This window comes from Symbiopectobacterium sp. Eva_TO (assembly GCF_053848865.1).
Genome location: NZ_JBSPEY010000004.1, coordinates 2057995 through 2074785, shown reverse-complemented (window position 1 = coordinate 2074785; position 16791 = coordinate 2057995). Strand labels below are relative to the sequence as shown.

The window sequence follows — 16791 nt, the reverse complement described above, 5'->3', positions numbered from 1 at the left end:
TAGGGGGTAGGAGGGGACATGTGTGAACTGCTTGGGATGAGCGCAAACGTTCCGACGGATATTTGTTTCAGTTTTACCGGGCTTATACAGCGCGGCGGCGGCACCGGGCCACACAAAGATGGCTGGGGCATTACCTTCTATGAAGGCAATGGTTGTCGCACGTTCAAAGATCCGTTGCCGAGTTTCAACTCTCCTATTGCCCGCTTGGTGCAGGAATATCCGATCAAATCCTGCGCGGTAGTATCGCACATTCGTCAGGCGAATCGCGGCGCGGTAACGCTGGAAAATACCCACCCCTTTACCCGAGAGCTGTGGGGGCGTAACTGGACGTTCGCCCATAACGGTCAGTTGAAGGGGTATCGCGGACTGAAAACCTGCCATTTCCGCCCCGTGGGACAAACGGACAGCGAGTAAGCCTTCTGCTGGCTGCTCAATCAGTTGGCACAGCGTTACCCGCGCTCCCCCGCCAGTTGGCCTGCGGTGTTCCGCTTTATCGCATCGCAAGCCGATGTGCTGAGAAGCAAAGGCGTGTTCAACATGCTGCTCTCTGACGGACGTTTTGTGATGGGATACTGCTCCACCAAGCTGTACTGGATCACGCGGCGTGCGCCTTTTGGTAAGGCAACGTTATTGGATCAGGATGTGGAAATCGATTTTCAGCAGCAAACGACGCCCAACGATGTAGTCACTGTGTTGGCGACGCAGCCGCTGGCGGGGAATGAAACCTGGCATCAAATTATGCCAGGTGAGTTCGTACTATTTTGTTTGGGTGAACGCATAGCGTGATGGTTTTTCACTGCTGATAACGGATGGATTAACCACATACTGTCCGTTATTTACCGTGATTAACGGTGGCTGATAATTCTGGTTGAAATACGCATAACCCGGCTGAAGTTGGCGCCAGAAACTGTTATACGTGGAATTACGGTGGCGCTGCATGTTGGTTTCCGTCATACGGAAAGGATATATCGCCAAATCAATTTTGACTTGTCCATTACGTAATGCTGCTTCAGCATAACGGTAAATTTCGTCGATATAGTTGTTGGTCATGGCATAACAGCCAACAGAGACACATTCACCGTGAATCATCAAATAGCGCCCGGAATAGCCCTGCGCCCGATCGTATTCATTAGGAAAACCAATGTTGATCGCTTTGTAGTAATGGCTGTCGAGTTTTAACTGCCGCAGATCAACCTGATAGAAACCTTCCGGGCTTTTCAGATCGCCCTCGACACGCTTGGGCCCATATCGTTATACACATCTTTCTAACGCACTGTTTAATCAATGAGTTACGGGTTTATCTCAGAGTGGCATTTTGAACCTCAAAAAGCCAATGGGATGGCTTGAATGCCTTAATTCACGGGGTTCTGAGCATCCTGTTCAAAAAATGGCCAAAAGATGTGTATAACGATATGGCTTGGGCCCTAATCCGCCGGAATATTTGCAGATGGGGTAGTGCTCCAGCAGGCGATATTCATTTCCTACCTTGGCGTACAGTTCCAGTATCCGCTCTTCTTTGAAGATCTGAATATAGATCGGTGAACCTAATAATTGTTGTTTTAATTCTTTTGCTATGGGAGCCGGTTCACTGGCGACACTGGTAACAACGACGGATGGCAAAAAAAACAACATCGCAATAGACAGCGCGATTTTTTGCATTATTAATCCTGATGGTAAAAGCTGTGTGACAAACGATAGCCGCTGCCCTGCTTATCTTTTGTGAAGCAGGCGCAGCCACATTATCATTGCGTTTATTTTTATCAAGCGAGAAAAGCAGCAAAACGGCATTTTTACGTTAAGAAAACGGTGACACTGCTTTTTCTCTGCGTTTCTTCAAGCGTATTGACAGGAAAAAACATTGTCACCTGATGTGTCAGCCTGTAGTGGTCAACTAATATTGGCCACCGCATTAGACTGTATGTAGAACAGTCGCTCAGATTCGTTTGGAGTTAAGCCGCCGTTATACCAGTGAGGCCGGATAGCGCTGTAATACCCCGTGATGTAGCGGATAATCGCGTCCTGGGCTTCGCTGAAGCTGTTGTAACCCTTTGTCGGCACCCATTCTGTCTTCAGGCTGCGGAAGAACCGCTCCATTGGCGCATTATCCCAGCAGTTACCCCGCCGACTCATACTCTGCTTTATCCGGCAGCGCCACAGGGCTTGCCGGTATTGACGGCTGGTATAGTGGCTGCCCTGGTCGCTGTGGAACATGACTCCTGTTGGTTGTCCCCGGAGTTCCCAGGCCATCTGCAACGCTTTAACTGTCAGCGCCGAGTCCGGCGACGTCGACATGGCCCAGCCCACCGGTTTGCGGGCGAACAGATCTAGCACCACCGCAAGGTAAGCCCAGCATTTGCCCGTCCAGATGTAGGTCACATCGCCGCACCAGACCTGATCCGGCGCGGTAACCGCGAACTGGCGGTTGAGATAGTTCGGTATTTCAACGTGTTCATTGCCGCCGCGTTTGTATTTGTGAGCCGGTCGCTGGCAGCTGGCGATACCCAGCTCCTTCATCAGCTTGCCAGCCAGCCAGCGCCCCATGTTGACACCGGAGCTGCCGGTGACGATGGTCGCGATACTTCGAGCGCCGGCAGAGCCGCCGCTGGCGTTCCAGGCTTCCATGACGCGGCTACACTTAACCACGCGCTCACCGTCGGGTTCATTAGCGGAAGCCTGCCAGTGCCTGTAGCTGCTGCGATGTACCTCAAAAGTTTGGCACAACGCCGTGACCGGGTATCGCGCCCTCAGCCTGTCGACTACCGTGAACCGTTGAGTGAGTCCGACATTAAGAGCGCCGTAGCCTTTTTTAGGATTTCGTTCTCCATTTCAAGGCATTGGACTTTTTTCTTCATCTCACGCAGCTCGAGCTGTTCAGGGGTAAGAGGAAGTCCCGTTGGCGTTTTTCCCTGTCGTTCAAGGCGAAGCTTATTGACCCAGCGACTAATGGCAGAATGGCTGACATTAACCCACCTCGTTATACACATCTCTGTTCGTGCCTGAGCGCGCGTAGCGTTTCGGCGGCCGTCATGACTTTCTGCAAGCCTTTCCAGATAGTTTTTGCGCCTAGTTCACCGTCGCCTTTTCGAGCAAGAAAGCCTCCCAGTTGCGCAACTAAGCGCAATACTTCGTTTAGCTTAGGGCGGCCCTTGGGCATACGCTTGTTCATCAGTAGGTAAGCGCCATGAGTCTCGTCGGAATCAAAGAACAACATTGCGTCCAGCTCTGGACAGGTTCGTCCCATACGCATTAAATAGGCGATGCGCCATGCCACGATCATGAACAGCGCCAATGCCCGCTCAATGCGATCCACGGTCGATAACTGTAACGCTTCGACACAGCAGCCGTTCTTCAGCACATTGAAGAACATCTCGATTTCCCATCTAGCCCGATACCAGTCGATCAGCTCCACGATATCTTCTCGTCCTTCAGGTACGCGATTGCTCAGCAACCGCCACTCGACCGGCTTCACGCCTGCTGGCGGCTCAATTTCCTTGGCTATCACACAAGTCACTGCCAATCCGCAACGCAGCGACACTCGCTTCACGCGCAGCGCCTGTTTCACCGTACGCGCCTTCTGCCCCGCGCGAGCCGCCATAACGAATTGGATTTCTCCCACCGGCACGGTCTTTCCAACCTTCTGCCAAAGCTTCTCATTACAGTCCAGACTGCGATTATGAGTCGAGCGGATCAACCAGTCAGCCGGAGTGCCAAGGTCATCAGCGAGCTGCATCAACGCCTTGATATCCGCTTCGCGATCGGCTAAGTACACCAGACGTGTGTTTGGCAACTCCGAGGCGAATTCAGCAACTCGCTCGTATCCCTCGAGCCAGCGCGTACTCTCCTTGATCCCATCGCGTTTTCCGTCTGCATCCTTCGGCTCTCTTGCCCACATCCACGCATCCAGTACGCCCAACCCCACGCGATCCGGACTGACCGCGTAGGTCGGATGCAGGTACAGACCACGCCTGGCTTCGTAGTTCAAGGGACCCAAGCCTTGGATTTGCTGCCCGTTGAAGTCAAGCTCGGTAGTGTCTTGGATACACAGCACAACCTCGTGTTCTCGGATCCTTTCCTGCGTACGCTGCCAGTGAGGTTGCAGAATGTCTCGCCATTCGAATGCTTGGTTCTCCATGAAGCGGTAAGCACCCAGCGTCTCAGACCATCCGAGGCACGCATGCGGAATGCTGGCTTGCGGATTCTCAGCCAGCCGTATCAAAAGCCCTTTGGCACGCTTATTGAGCCTCGTGTCACCAAGATTTACCCCTTCCAGTTCTTGGTGTGCCCAGCCATCTGAATCCCGTGTCATTTTTCAGCGCCGTAAATGGCGATAGTACACGTCGGTTTCACTTCATTTACAACCCCACCGGCTGCCTATTTCAGCCCGCTAACCCTTGGCATATAAGGCGTTGCGGACTTGTGTATAACGAGGTGCTTCTACGTCACCTCGTTATACACATCTCTGTTCGTGCCTGAGCGCGCGTAGCGTTTCGGCGGCCGTCATGACTTTCTGCAAGCCTTTCCAGATAGTTTTTGCGCCTGGTTCACCGTCGCCTTTTCGAGCAAGAAAGCCTCCCAGTTGCGCAACTAAGCGCAATACTTCGTTTAGCTTAGGGCGGCCCTTGGGCATACGCTTGTTCATCAGTAGGTAAGCTCCATGAGTCTCGTCGGAATCAAAGAACAACATTGCGTCCAGCTCTGGACAGGTTCGTCCCATACGCATTAAATAGGCGATGCGCCATGCCACGATCATGAACAGCGCCAATGCCCGCTCAATGCGATCCACGGTCGATAACTGTAACGCTTCGACACAGCAGCCGTTCTTCAGCACATTGAAGAACATCTCGATTTCCCATCTAGCCCGATACCAGTCGATCAGCTCCACGATATCTTCTCGTCCTTCAGGTACGCGATTGCTCAGCAACCGCCACTCGACCGGCTTCACGCCTGCTGGCGGCTCAATTTCCTTGGCTATCACACAAGTCACTGCCAACCCGCAACGCAGCGACACTCGCTTCACGCGCAGCGCCTGTTTCACCGTACGCGCCTTCTGCCCCGCGCGAGCCGCCATAACGAATTGGATTTCTCCCACCGGCACGGTCTTTCCAACCTTCTGCCAAAGCTTCTCATTACAGTCCAGACTGCGATTATGAGTCGAGCGGATCAACCAGTCAGCCGGAGTGCCAAGGTCATCAGCGAGCTGCATCAACGCCTTGATATCCGCTTCGCGATCGGCTAAGTACACCAGACGTGTGTTTGGCAACTCCGAGGCGAGTTCAGCAACTCGCTCGTATCCCTCGAGCCAGCGCGTACTCTCCTTGATCCCATCGCGTTTTCCGTCTGCATCCTTCGGCTCTCTTGCCCACATCCACGCATCCAGTACGCCCAACCCCACGCGATCCGGACTGACCGCGTAGGTCGGATGCAGATACAGACCACGCCTGGCTTCGTAGTTCAAGGGACCCAAGCCTTGGATTTGCTGCCCGTTGAAGTCAAGCTCGGTAGTGTCTTGGATACACAGCACAACCTCGTGTTCTCGGATCCTTTCCTGCGTACGCTGCCAGTGAGGTTGCAGAATGTCTCGCCATTCGAATGCTTGGTTCTCCATGAAGCGGTAAGCACCCAGCGTCTCAGACCATCCGAGGCACGCATGCGGAATGCTGGCTTGCGGATTCTCAGCCAGCCGTATCAAAAGCCCTTTGGCACGCTTATTGAGCCTCGTGTCACCAAGATTTACCCCTTCCAGTTCTTGGTGTGCCCAGCCATCTGAATCCCGTGTCATTTTTCAGCGCCGTAAATGGCGATAGTACACGTCGGTTTCACTTCATTTACAACCCCACCGGCTGCCTATTTCAGCCCGCTAACCCTTGGCATATAAGGCGTTGCGGACTTGTGTATAACGAGGTGGCTTCTACGTGGGTAATCTGAAAGGTGTTGGCCGTATCTACCAGCAGACGTTCGTGGATACGTACTCGAAAGTGGCGCACTGCAAGCTTTACACGAGTAAAGCACCGATCTCTGCCGCCGACCTGCTCAATGATCGCGTGCTGCCGTTCTACGAAGCTCAGGGGCTGCCAATGCTAAGAATACTGACGGACAGGGGGACGGAGTACTGCGGTAAAGTGGAACAACATGACTATCAGCTGTACTTGGCTATCAACGATATAGACCATACGAAAACGATGTCTCCGCAGACAAACGGTATCTGCGAGCGCTTCCATAAAACTATTTTGCAGGATTTTTATCAGGTTGCGTTCCGTAAGACGTTATACGAGGACCTAGAAAGTCTACAAAAGGATCTGGACAACTGGTTGTGGCATTACAATAATGAGCGAACTCATCAGGGTAAAATGTGCTGCGGGCGTACGCCAATGGCCACGTTACTTGATGGTAAACGAGTCTGGGCAGAAAAAAATCTGAACCAGATTTAATCTGACAGACACCTGTATAAATAACCGGTAACTGTCAGATCAGGTCTGAGCTAATACAACTTAAGATACAAAAACTGTCCGGAGATGGTGGCTCAAGATCACTCTCAACCTTTCAAGGTCCAGTGTCAGATCAAGTCGCGACTAATACACGTGAAGCCACCTCGTTATACACATCTCTGTTCGTGCCTGAGCGCGCGTAGCGTTTCGGCGGCCGTCATGACTTTCTGCAAGCCTTTCCAGATAGTTTTTGCGCCTGGTTCACCGTCGCCTTTTCGAGCAAGAAAGCCTCCGAGTTGCGCAACTAAGCGCAATACTTCGTTTAGCTTAGGGCGGCCCTTGGGCATACGCTTGTTCATCAGTAGGTAAGCTCCATTAGTCTCGTCGGAATCAAAGAACAACATTGCGTCTAGCTCTGGACAGGTTCGTCCCATACGCATTAAATAGGCGATGCGCCATGCCACGATCATGAACAGCGCCAATGCCCGCTCAATGCGATCCACGGTCGATAACTGTAACGCTTCGACACAGCAGCCGTTCTTCAGCACATTGAAGAACATCTCGATTTCCCATCTAGCCCGATACCAGTCGATCAGCTCCACGATATCTTCTCGTCCTTCAGGTACGCGATTGCTCAGCAACCGCCACTCGACCGGCTTCACGCCTGCTGGCGGCTCAATTTCCTTGGCTATCACACAAGTCACTGCCAACCCGCAACGCAGCGACACTCGCTTCACGCGCAGCGCCTGTTTCACCGTACGCGCCTTCTGCCCCGCGCGAGCCGCCATAACGAATTGGATTTCTCCCACCGGCACGGTCTTTCCAACCTTCTGCCAAAGCTTCTCATTACAGTCCAGACTGCGATTATGAGTCGAGCGGATCAACCAGTCAGCCGGAGTGCCAAGGTCATCAGCGAGCTGCATCAACGCCTTGATATCCGCTTCGCGATCGGCTAAGTACACCAGACGTGTGTTTGGCAACTCCGAGGCGAGTTCAGCAACTCGCTCGTATCCCTCGAGCCAGCGCGTATTCTCCTTGATCCCATCGCGTTTTCCGTCTGCATCCTTCGGCTCTCTTGCCCACATCCACGCATCCAGTACGCCCAACCCCACGCGATCCGGACTGACCGCGTAGGTCGGATGCAGGTACAGACCACGCCTGGCTTCGTAGTTCAAGGGACCCAAGCCTTGGATTTGCTGCCTGTTGAAGTCAAGCTCGGTAGTGCCTTGGATACACAGCACAACCTCGTGTTCTCGGATCCTTTCCTGCGTACGCTGCCAGTGAGGTTGCAGAATGTCTCGCCATTCGAATGCTTGGTTCTCCATGAAGCGGTAAGCACCCAGCGTCTCAGACCATCCGAGGCACGCATGCGGAATGCTGGCTTGCGGATTCTCAGCCAGCCGTATCAAAAGCCCTTTGGCACGCTTATTGAGCCTCGTGTCACCAAGATTTACCCCTTCCAGTTCTTGGTGTGCCCAGCCATCTGAATCCCGTGTCATTTTTCAGCGCCGTAAATGGCGATAGTACACGTCGGTTTCACTTCATTTACAACCCCACCGGCTGCCTATTTCAGCCCGCTAACCCTTGGCATATAAGGCGTTGCGGACTTGTGTATAACGAGGTGAGCCTAGGTACGATCTCCAAAATGGTCAGCGTGCCGAGCACTAGCCATGCATTCGGATCAACAATCCAATGAAACATTATATCAATCAAACCCAAACGAAATGTAAACGTAGATTATACGCTTCGCTTTCGGCTTTCTGGCAAAAAAAAAAGATACGCATTATCTGTACCGTTTAAAGATGGAAGTGACGGGCTAGCATTGGGCCGGTAAAGGTTTTCTTTAAATAGAAACCGCGAGGTAGCGTCATGATGGGCTGACCAAACTCGCCGATCGCTTGTGTCAGCGCCTTGCTGTTGGCTCCTTTGGGGCGTAATTGTAATACCTCACCGTGACGCGCGGTGATGCTCTCCACTTTGCCGAGCACAATCAGATCCATCAGTTCTTCCCAATCCCTACGCAGCAGATCTTCCTCCTCGGGAGAGGGGCTCCAGATAAGCGGCGTGCCGATGTGCCGTTCGCCAAGCGGAATGTCACGCGACCCTTCTACCGGGATCCACAGCACTCGAGCCAACTTATGCCGCACATGGCTGCTTTCCCATGTCACACCGCTGTTGCCGGTCAGCGGAGCCACCGACACGAAGGTGGTTTCAAGCGGCCTGCCCCGGTCATCAATCGGAATAGTTTTTAGCTCCACGCCAATTTCCGGAAAATCCTGTTCTGGTTTGCTGCCCGCACTGGCACCGAGAAAGCGCTCAAGCAATACACCGATCCACCCTTTATCGCGTTTAAGGTTGGCTGGCAGCGGCAGATTGGCTTGTACAGCAAGTTCTGCCAGCGTATAGCCGGCAAGCGCTTGTGCGCGCTCAAGTAGCGCATGTTCATCGGCGGGTGGTGTTGCAATCGGGTTGGGCATATTCACCTATGAAACAGAACGTCAGACTGACTAAAAAAAATACAGCATCCATCAGGTTTTTCAACAGGGCGCTGCCGGGCAGAAAGGAAAACAATAATAGCATGATTCATAGCGTATTTTTTTGTTTATCCCGCCAATGTATCACGTCGGTTTTATCGTTGTTCAGGGATAGACACCGACAATAAACAGGATCTTACACCAGGTTATCCACAGATTTTTGGGATAACCGGGATAAGTCATCACTACTGGTTTGATTTACAGCCTTGACGTCACGCGTTTTTGCGATTTTTGTTATTTTATTATGCGATTCTTGCGCTGCGTCTGTGGATAAAACCGTCGTTGAGCAATCTTTCACCACTCTGCCGGACAGCGGTTTTCTGTGTGGTTTATTTGCAGTGAATATGTCGTGGGTTAAATCGGTATTTTTTTTGAAAATAAAGGAAGAATTTTGAGGTTCCGCGCTGCGGTTTTAACGACAGAGAAAATGTTTTCCGCATGCTTTCATTTGGTTCTGCACAGTGATATCCACAAAAATAGTGAATAAAAGCGCTATGCCTGACGCATGCTGTTTATAACTATTCCCCTTTCTGTGGGTTAGCCGCAGGTTATTCGAAGAATCAATGCTGTTAAGCAGGAGTTTACCGGGTGACGGGAGTGTGAAACAATCAGGTCATCTTTGCATTGAAAGTTTTCGAGGTAGTCCGGTGATCGATGATGATGGCTACCGCCCTAACGTTGGTATTGTAATCTGCAATCGGCTTGGTGAAGTGCTCTGGGCGCGCCGTTATGGTCAGCACTCCTGGCAGTTTCCGCAAGGGGGCATCAACCCGGGGGAAAGCCCTGAACAGGCCATGTATCGCGAACTGTTTGAAGAAGTGGGACTCAGGAAAAAGGATGTCCGTATTCTGGCTTCAACCCGTAGCTGGTTACGTTACAAATTACCAAAACGTTTGGTGCGTTGGGATACAAAACCGGTTTGTATCGGTCAAAAGCAGAAGTGGTTTCTGCTACAGTTAATGTGCAACGAATCTGATATCAATATGCAAAGCAGCGGCACGCCGGAGTTCGATGGCTGGCGCTGGGTGAGTTACTGGTATCCTGTGCGTCAGGTGGTGTCGTTTAAACGCGACGTTTACCGTCGAGTGATGAAGGAATTTATCAGCCCGGTTATACAACTGCAAGAGAACGCCGCGGCGAGGGCGCCTTCGGTGCCTCGGCGCAAAAGAGGATAAGTCGCGCTCATCATGCTCACGCGTTTGCGAGAAATCGTTGAGAAAGTGGTGGCGGCATCGCGCTTAAATGATGCGCTGGATCTGTTGGTCAATGAGACCTGCCAGGCGATGGATACGGAAGTCTGTTCTATCTATCTGGCCGATCATGATCGCCAATGTTACTACCTGATGGCGACACGCGGTTTGAAAAAGCCGCGTGGTCGTCTTATCTCGTTGGCCTTTAGTCAAGGGATTGTCGGTTTGGTAGGCCAGCGTACTGAACCCATCAACTTGGCCGATGCGCAAGCCCACCCCAGTTTTAAATTTATCCCTTCCGTTAAAGAACAGCACTTTCGTTCTTTCCTTGGTGTGCCCATCATTCATCGTCGACAACTGCTCGGCGTGCTGGTGGTACAACAGCGCGAACACCGCCAGTTTGATAAAAATGAAGAGTCTTTCATGGTCACGCTGGCGGCGCAAATGGCCGCCATTCTCTCTCTGACGCAAATCAAGGCGCTGTTTGGTCAGTATCGGCAAACACGGCTCAAAGCGCTGGTGGCATCAAGCGGCGTAGCGATTGCGCCAGGCTGGATTGTAGTGGTCAACTAATATTGGCCACCGCATTAGACTGTATGTAGAACAGTCGCTCAGATTCGTTTGGAGTTAAGCCGCCGTTATACCAGTGAGGCCGGATAGCGCTGTAATACCCCGTGATGTAGCGGATAATCGCGTCCTGGGCTTCGCTGAAGCTGTTGTAACCCTTTGTCGGCACCCATTCTGTCTTCAGGCTGCGGAAGAACCGCTCCATTGGCGCATTATCCCAGCAGTTACCCCGCCGACTCATACTCTGCTTTATCCGGCAGCGCCACAGGGCTTGCCGGTATTGACGGCTGGTATAGTGGCTGCCCTGGTCGCTGTGGAACATGACTCCTGTTGGTTGTCCCCGGAGTTCCCAGGCCATCTGCAACGCTTTAACTGTCAGCGCCGAGTCCGGCGACGTCGACATGGCCCAGCCCACCGGTTTGCGGGCGAACAGATCTAGCACCACCGCAAGGTAAGCCCAGCATTTGCCCGTCCAGATGTAGGTCACATCGCCGCACCAGACCTGATCCGGCGCGGTAACCGCGAACTGGCGGTTGAGATAGTTCGGTATTTCAACGTGTTCATTGCCGCCGCGTTTGTATTTGTGAGCCGGTCGCTGGCAGCTGGCGATACCCAGCTCCTTCATCAGCTTGCCAGCCAGCCAGCGCCCCATTTTGACACCGGAGCTGCCGGTGACGATGGTCGCGATACTTCGAGCGCCGGCAGAGCCGCCGCTGGCGTTCCAGGCTTCCATGACGCGGCTACACTTAACCACGCGCTCACCGTCGGGTTCATTAGCGGAAGCCTGCCAGTGCCTGTAGCTGCTGCGATGTACCTCAAAAGTTTGGCACAACGCCGTGACCGGGTATCGCGCCCTCAGCCTGTCGACTACCGTGAACCGTTGAGTGAGTCCGACATTAAGAGCGCCGTAGCCTTTTTTAGGATTTCGTTCTCCATTTCAAGGCATTGGACTTTTTTCTTCATCTCACGCAGCTCGAGCTGTTCAGGGGTAAGAGGAAGTCCCGTTGGCGTTTTTCCCTGTCGTTCAAGGCGAAGCTTATTGACCCAGCGACTAATGGCAGAATGGCTGACATTAACCGCCTCTGCGGCCTTAACGTATGTGTAGCCGTGGTCGACAACCAGCTTTGCGGCTTCGAGCTTAAATTCCGCCGTAAAATGTTTACCCATGAGGTCACCTGTCGTGTTGATGAGGTGAGCATATCACCTCCGCTCAGGTGGCCAGTATCAGTGTGCCACTACAATGTGCTGCGGGCGTACGCCAATGGCCACGTTACTTGATGGTAAACGAGTCTGGGCAGAAAAAAATCTGAACCAGATTTAATCTGACAGACACCTGTATAAATAACCGGTAACTGTCAGATCAGGTCTGAGCTAATACAACACTACCGAGCTTGACTTCAACGGGCAGCAAATCCAAGGCTTGGGTCCCTTGAACTACGAAGCCAGGCGTGGTCTGTACCTGCATCCGACCTACGCGGTCAGTCCGGATCGCGTGGGGTTGGGCGTACTGGATGCGTGGATGTGGGCAAGAGAGCCGAAGGATGCAGACGGAAAACGCGATGGGATCAAGGAGAGTACGTGCTGGCTCGAGGGATACGAGCGAGTTGCTGAACTCGCCTCGGAGTTGCCAAACACACGTCTGGTGTACTTAGCCGATCGCGAAGCGGATATCAAGGCGTTGATGCAGCTCGCTGATGACCTTGGCACTCCGGCTGACTGGTTGATCCGCTCGACTCATAATCGCAGTCTGGACTGTAATGAGAAGCTTTGGCAGAAGGTTGGAAAGACCGTGCCGGTGGGAGAAATCCAATTCGTTATGGCGGCTCGCGCGGGGCAGAAGGCGCGTACGGTGAAACAGGCGCTGCGCGTGAAGCGAGTGTCGCTGCGTTGCGGGTTGGCAGTGACTTGTGTGATAGCCAAGGAAATTGAGCCGCCAGCAGGCGTGAAGCCGGTCGAGTGGCGGTTGCTGAGCAATCGCGTACCTGAAGGACGAGAAGATATCGTGGAGCTGATCGACTGGTATCGGGCTAGATGGGAAATCGAGATGTTCTTCAATGTGCTGAAGAACGGCTGCTGTGTCGAAGCGTTACAGTTATCGACCGTGGATCGCATTGAGCGGGCATTGGCGCTGTTCATGATCGTGGCATGGCGCATCGCCTATTTAATGCGTATGGGACGAACCTGTCCAGAGCTGGACGCAATGTTGTTCTTTGATTCCGACGAGACTCATGGCGCTTACCTACTGATGAACAAGCGTATGCCCAAGGGCCGCCCTAAGCTAAACGAAGTATTGCGCTTAGTTGCGCAACTGGGAGGCTTTCTTGCTCGAAAAGGCGACGGTGAACCAGGCGCAAAAACTATCTGGAAAGGCTTGCAGAAAGTCATGACGGCCGCCGAAACGCTACGCGCGCTCAGGCACGAACAGAGATGTGTATAACGAGGTGGGGTTAGCTAGCTGTTGGGATGTCAAGCTCCCTTCAGTCAGCGACTAATTTTTCACTGAATTCACAATGAAAATGGTTGTGTTATACTTCCCAAAAAGAGGAATAACATTATGGGCCAGGTTGCATTTGATACATTGCAGGCGTCAGAAGAGCTTCAAACCGCCGGGCTTACCAGTGAGCAGGCCAAGGCGATTTCGCTCGTCGTGCGTAAGTCTCACGAGGTGGCGGATGTCGCTACCAAGCGTGACCTTGAGGATGTGCGCAAGGATTTAACGGTTCAGATAGCCAATGTGCGTAAGGACCTGTCCGCAGAGATAGCCGATGTGCGTAAGGACCTATCTGCAGAGATAGCCGATGTCCGCAAGGATATTGACGCTCGCTTCGAGAAGCACGAAGCTCAGATGCAGGCTCGCTTCGAGAAAACTGAAGCTCAGATAGCCGATGTCCGTAAGGATATGCAATTAGTCCGCAAAGATTTACAGCTTGAGATGGCGGGTATCCGCTCAGAGCAGAAGTTAATTCGCTGGATGCTGAGTGCTGGAATTTTGGGTATTCTCTCTCTGGTTGTGAAAGCTTTTCTCGTTACGGCCCTTTAATCAATTCTGCCACTTGGGTCGGTAGCTCAGTGTGGAAGAGCGTACGTGTTCCCCAACCGTAAGATGCGGGTTCGATTCCTGCTCGACCCACCATGCTACCCCTTGTGTCAGGCGGAACCTGATTGCACGGCCGCCCGACTGGGAATGGGCCTGCTGTCACCGTCGGTGTGGATGGTCCCGGGTGAATGTATCCGTGGACAACGGCGGTCGGGCCGATATCCAGGGAGACAGCCGCGCGCTGTTTACGGTGCCGAGGTATCAGCAATCCATGTTAAGTGTCAGTGAGTCAGCTGACACCTCACAGGGCATCAGCAGTGAAATCAGCAAAGGATATCCCGCCGCTTAACCTACAAATTTTTAAATGGATAAATTGTATTAGCTCAGACCTGATCTGACAGTTACCGGTTATTTATACAGGTGTCTGTCAGATTAAATCTGGTTCAGATTTTTTTCTGCCCAGACTCGTTTACCATCAAGTAACGTGGCCATTGGCGTACGCCCGCAGCACATTTTACCCTGATGAGTTCGCTCATTATTGTAATGCCACAACCAGTTGTCCAGATCCTTTTGTAGACTTTCTAGGTCCTCGTATAACGTCTTACGGAACGCAACCTGATAAAAATCCTGCAAAATAGTTTTATGGAAGCGCTCGCAGATACCGTTTGTCTGCGGAGACATCGCTTTCGTTTTCGTATGGTCTATATCGTTGATAGCCAAGTACAGCTGATAGTCATGTTGTTCCACTTTACCGCAGTACTCCGTCCCCCTGTCCGTCAGTATTCTTAGCATTGGCAGCCCCTGAGCTTCGTAGAACGGCAGCACGCGATCATTGAGCAGGTCGGCGGCAGAGATCGGTGCTTTACTCGTGTAAAGCTTGCAGTGCGCCACTTTCGAGTACGTATCCACGAACGTCTGCTGGTAGATACGGCCAACACCTTTCAGATTACCCACGTAGAAGGTGTCCTGCGACCCCAGATAACCCGGGTGAGCAGTCTCTATTTCACCACAGGCTTCGTCGTCGTGCGCCTTCTTCTCCAGTGCAGCGATTTGAGCATCAGTAAGTACGATGCCTTCTCTGGCAACTTTTTCCTCAAGTGCCTTCAGGCGCTTACGAAAGTTTTCCAGATCGTGTCGTTGCCAGATGGAGCGCACACCGCTGCCAGAAATGAAGACGCCTTTTTTACGCAGCTCATTACTGGTCCGGTGCTGGCCATGAGCCGGGAACTCAATGGCGTAATCAACAACCGCACGTTCAGTGGCTTCATCAGCACGGTTTTTCAGGTTGGGAACCCGGCGGTTTTGGTTAACCAGAGCGTCAATGCCGCCTTCTGCCGCCAGTTCCTGATAGCGATAAAACGTGTCGCGTGACACCCCCATGATTTTACAGGCTTTTGATACGTTACCGAGTTCTTCGGCGAGATTGAGCAGGCCGGCTTTGTGTTTGATGATGGGATTGTTAGTATGAAGCATGAGAGTTACCTCGTGTTTTGTATAAGGATTCGACACCCATATCAAAACCGGTAACTCTCAACCTTTCAAGGTCCAGTGTCAGATCAAGTCGCGACTAATACAATTTAAAAATGCCTCTACCTGCTGCTTTATTTGCTCAATCTCTTTATTGCCCGTACCAAAGGTCACCTCGTTATACACATATCTGTTCGTGCCTGAGCGCGCGTAGCGTTTCGGCGGCCGTCATGACTTTCTGCAAGCCTTTCCTGATAGTTTTTGCGCCTGGTTCACCGTCGCCTTTTCGAGCAAGAAAGCCTCCCAGTTGCGCAACTAAGCGCAATACTTCGTTTAGCTTAGGGCGGCCCTTGGGCATACGCTTGTTCATCAGTAGGTAAGCGCCATGAGTCTCGTCGGAATCAAAGAACAACATTGCGTCCAGCTCTGGACAGGTTCGTCCCATACGCATTAAATAGGCGATGCGCCATGCCACGATCATGAACAGCGCCAATGCCCGCTCAATGCGATCCACGGTCGATAACTGTAACGCTTCGACACAGCAGCCGTTCTTCAGCACATTGAAGAACATCTCGATTTCCCATCTAGCCCGATACCAGTCGATCAGATCCACGATATCTTCTCGTCCTTCAGGTACGCGATTGCTCAGCAACCGCCACTCGACCGGCTTCACGCCTGCTGGCGGCTCAATTTCCTTGGCTATCACACAAGTCACTGCCAACCCGCAACGCAGCGACACTCGCTTCACGCGCAGCGCCTGTTTCACCGTACGCGCCTTCTGCCCCGCGCGAGCCGCCATAACGAATTGGATTTCTCCCACCGGCACGGTCTTTCCAACCTTCTGCCAAAGCTTCTCATTACAGTCCAGACTGCGATTATGAGTCGAGCGGATCAACCAGTCAGCCGGAGTGCCAAGGTCATCAGCGAGCTGCATCAACGCCTTGATATCCGCTTCGCGATCGGCTAAGTACACCAGACGTGTGTTTGGCAACTCCGAGGCGAGTTCAGCAACTCGCTCGTATCCCTCGAGCCAGCGCGTACTCTCCTTGAGCCCATCGCGTTTTCCGTCTGCATCCTTCGGCTCTCTTGCCCACATCCACGCATCCAGTACGCCCAACCCCACGCGATCCGGACTGACCGCGTAGGTCGGATGCAGGTACAGACCACGCCTGGCTTCGTAGTTCAAGGGACCCAAGCCTTGGATTTGCTGCCCGTTGAAGTCAAGCTCGGTAGTGTCTTGGATACACAGCACAACCTCGTGTTCTCGGATCCTTTCCTGCGTACGCTGCCAGTGAGGTTGCAGAATGTCTCGCCATTCGAATGCTTGGTTCTCCATGAAGCGGTAAGCACCCAGCGTCTCAGACCATCCGAGGCACGCATGCGGAATGCTGGCTTGCGGATTCTCAGCCAGCCGTATCAAAAGCCCTTTGGCACGCTTATTGAGCCTCGTGTCACCAAGATTTACCCCTTCCAGTTCTTGGTGTGCCCAGCCATCTGAATCCCGTGTCATTTTTCAGCGCCGTAAATGGCGATAGTACACGTCGGTTTCACTTCATTTACAACCCCACCGG

General features: G+C 52.6%; 13 protein-coding genes, 1 tRNA gene and 5 pseudogenes. 9 read left to right on the top strand and 10 right to left on the bottom strand.

The features are described from left to right. Positions 1–18 precede the first annotated feature (18 nt). Positions 19–786, top strand: a pseudogene (locus ACWWJF_RS12940) (class II glutamine amidotransferase). Here ACWWJF_RS12940 and ACWWJF_RS12935 read toward each other — a convergent pair. The 5 genes and pseudogenes from ACWWJF_RS12935 to ACWWJF_RS12915 form a co-directional block, all read right to left on the bottom strand. Next, positions 757–1245: pseudogene (locus ACWWJF_RS12935) on the bottom strand (L,D-transpeptidase family protein); the annotation flags it as partial. The pseudogenes ACWWJF_RS12940 and ACWWJF_RS12935 sit on opposite strands and share 30 nt — an antisense overlap. 135 nt (positions 1246–1380) lie before the next feature. Next, positions 1381–1659: a hypothetical protein gene (locus tag ACWWJF_RS12930; RefSeq protein WP_455869667.1), complete on the bottom strand. Its 279-nt coding sequence runs from the start codon at positions 1657–1659 to the stop codon at positions 1381–1383. A 228-nt stretch (positions 1660–1887) separates the two neighbouring features. After that, a protein-coding gene (locus ACWWJF_RS12925) for an IS3 family transposase (RefSeq protein ID WP_455871072.1) occupies positions 1888–3050 on the bottom strand; the annotation gives its coding sequence in 2 pieces (ribosomal slippage) (positions 1888–2810 and positions 2810–3050; 1164 coding nt in all). Further along, entirely contained in the window at positions 2975–4306 is a 1332-nt protein-coding gene (locus ACWWJF_RS12920; protein WP_455868797.1) for an IS4 family transposase, read from the bottom strand. Before ACWWJF_RS12920 ends, ACWWJF_RS12925 begins: the two co-directional genes overlap by 76 nt. Positions 4307–4447: 141 nt before the next feature. After that, the gene (locus ACWWJF_RS12915) at positions 4448–5779 is read right to left on the bottom strand and encodes an IS4 family transposase (RefSeq protein ID WP_455868936.1); all 1332 of its coding nucleotides are present in this window, start codon (positions 5777–5779) and stop codon (positions 4448–4450) included. Between the two features lie 127 nt (positions 5780–5906). Here ACWWJF_RS12915 and ACWWJF_RS12910 point away from each other — a divergent pair. Then, positions 5907–6428: pseudogene (locus tag ACWWJF_RS12910) on the top strand (integrase core domain-containing protein); the annotation flags it as partial. Positions 6429–6592: 164 nt separating this feature from the next. Here the strand turns inward: ACWWJF_RS12910 and ACWWJF_RS12905 are convergent. Together ACWWJF_RS12905 and mutH are read right to left on the bottom strand one after the other, a co-directional pair. Further along, positions 6593–7924 (bottom strand): IS4 family transposase, encoded by a 1332-nt coding sequence (locus tag ACWWJF_RS12905; RefSeq protein WP_455869666.1) that lies wholly within the window; start codon positions 7922–7924, stop codon positions 6593–6595. Positions 7925–8221: 297 nt separating this feature from the next. Next, a complete protein-coding gene (gene mutH / locus ACWWJF_RS12900; RefSeq protein ID WP_455871071.1) occupies positions 8222–8902 on the bottom strand; it encodes a DNA mismatch repair endonuclease MutH in 681 nt (226 codons plus the stop codon). Positions 8903–9225: 323 nt separating this feature from the next. On the opposite strand from mutH, the gene ACWWJF_RS12895 reads away from it, so the two are divergent. From ACWWJF_RS12895 to ACWWJF_RS12885, 3 genes and pseudogenes are all read left to right on the top strand, one after another. Continuing rightward, positions 9226–9354, top strand: a complete 129-nt coding sequence (locus ACWWJF_RS12895; protein ID WP_455869665.1) for a hypothetical protein — start codon at positions 9226–9228, stop codon at positions 9352–9354. Positions 9355–9606: 252 nt separating this feature from the next. Then, positions 9607–10134 (top strand): RNA pyrophosphohydrolase, encoded by a 528-nt coding sequence (rppH, locus tag ACWWJF_RS12890; RefSeq protein ID WP_195313845.1) that lies wholly within the window; start codon positions 9607–9609, stop codon positions 10132–10134. Positions 10135–10146: 12 nt separating this feature from the next. Beyond that, positions 10147–10704 (top strand): annotated as a pseudogene (locus ACWWJF_RS12885) (GAF domain-containing protein); the annotation flags it as partial. A gap of 10 nt (positions 10705–10714) precedes the next feature. Here ACWWJF_RS12885 and ACWWJF_RS12880 read toward each other — a convergent pair. Further along, positions 10715–11883 (bottom strand): IS3 family transposase gene (locus ACWWJF_RS12880; protein ID WP_455868400.1). Its coding sequence is split into 2 segments (ribosomal slippage): positions 10715–11628 and positions 11628–11883, totalling 1170 coding nucleotides; the frame shifts between segments, so codons are not numbered across the junction. Positions 11884–12094: 211 nt separating this feature from the next. Here ACWWJF_RS12880 and ACWWJF_RS12875 point away from each other — a divergent pair. From ACWWJF_RS12875 to ACWWJF_RS12860, 4 genes and pseudogenes are all read left to right on the top strand, one after another. Next, positions 12095–13153 (top strand): annotated as a pseudogene (locus tag ACWWJF_RS12875) (IS4 family transposase); the annotation flags it as partial. A gap of 117 nt (positions 13154–13270) precedes the next feature. Next, positions 13271–13756: a hypothetical protein gene (locus tag ACWWJF_RS12870; protein WP_455869664.1), complete on the top strand. Its 486-nt coding sequence runs from the start codon at positions 13271–13273 to the stop codon at positions 13754–13756. Between the two features lie 15 nt (positions 13757–13771). Continuing rightward, positions 13772–13849, top strand: a tRNA-Gly gene (locus ACWWJF_RS12865). A gap of 100 nt (positions 13850–13949) precedes the next feature. Further along, a complete protein-coding gene (locus ACWWJF_RS12860; protein ID WP_455869663.1) occupies positions 13950–14102 on the top strand; it encodes a hypothetical protein in 153 nt (50 codons plus the stop codon). Between the two features lie 83 nt (positions 14103–14185). On the opposite strand, the gene ACWWJF_RS12855 is transcribed toward ACWWJF_RS12860, so the two are convergent. Further along, complete coding sequence (locus tag ACWWJF_RS12855; RefSeq protein ID WP_455868660.1) at positions 14186–15226, bottom strand: IS481 family transposase; 1041 nt, start codon at positions 15224–15226, stop codon at positions 14186–14188. Between the two features lie 172 nt (positions 15227–15398). Continuing rightward, positions 15399–16730 carry an IS4 family transposase gene (locus tag ACWWJF_RS12850; RefSeq protein ID WP_455869662.1) on the bottom strand — a complete coding sequence of 444 codons (1332 nt, stop codon included), beginning with the start codon at positions 16728–16730 and terminating at the stop codon, positions 15399–15401. Positions 16731–16791: the final 61 nt, after the last annotated feature.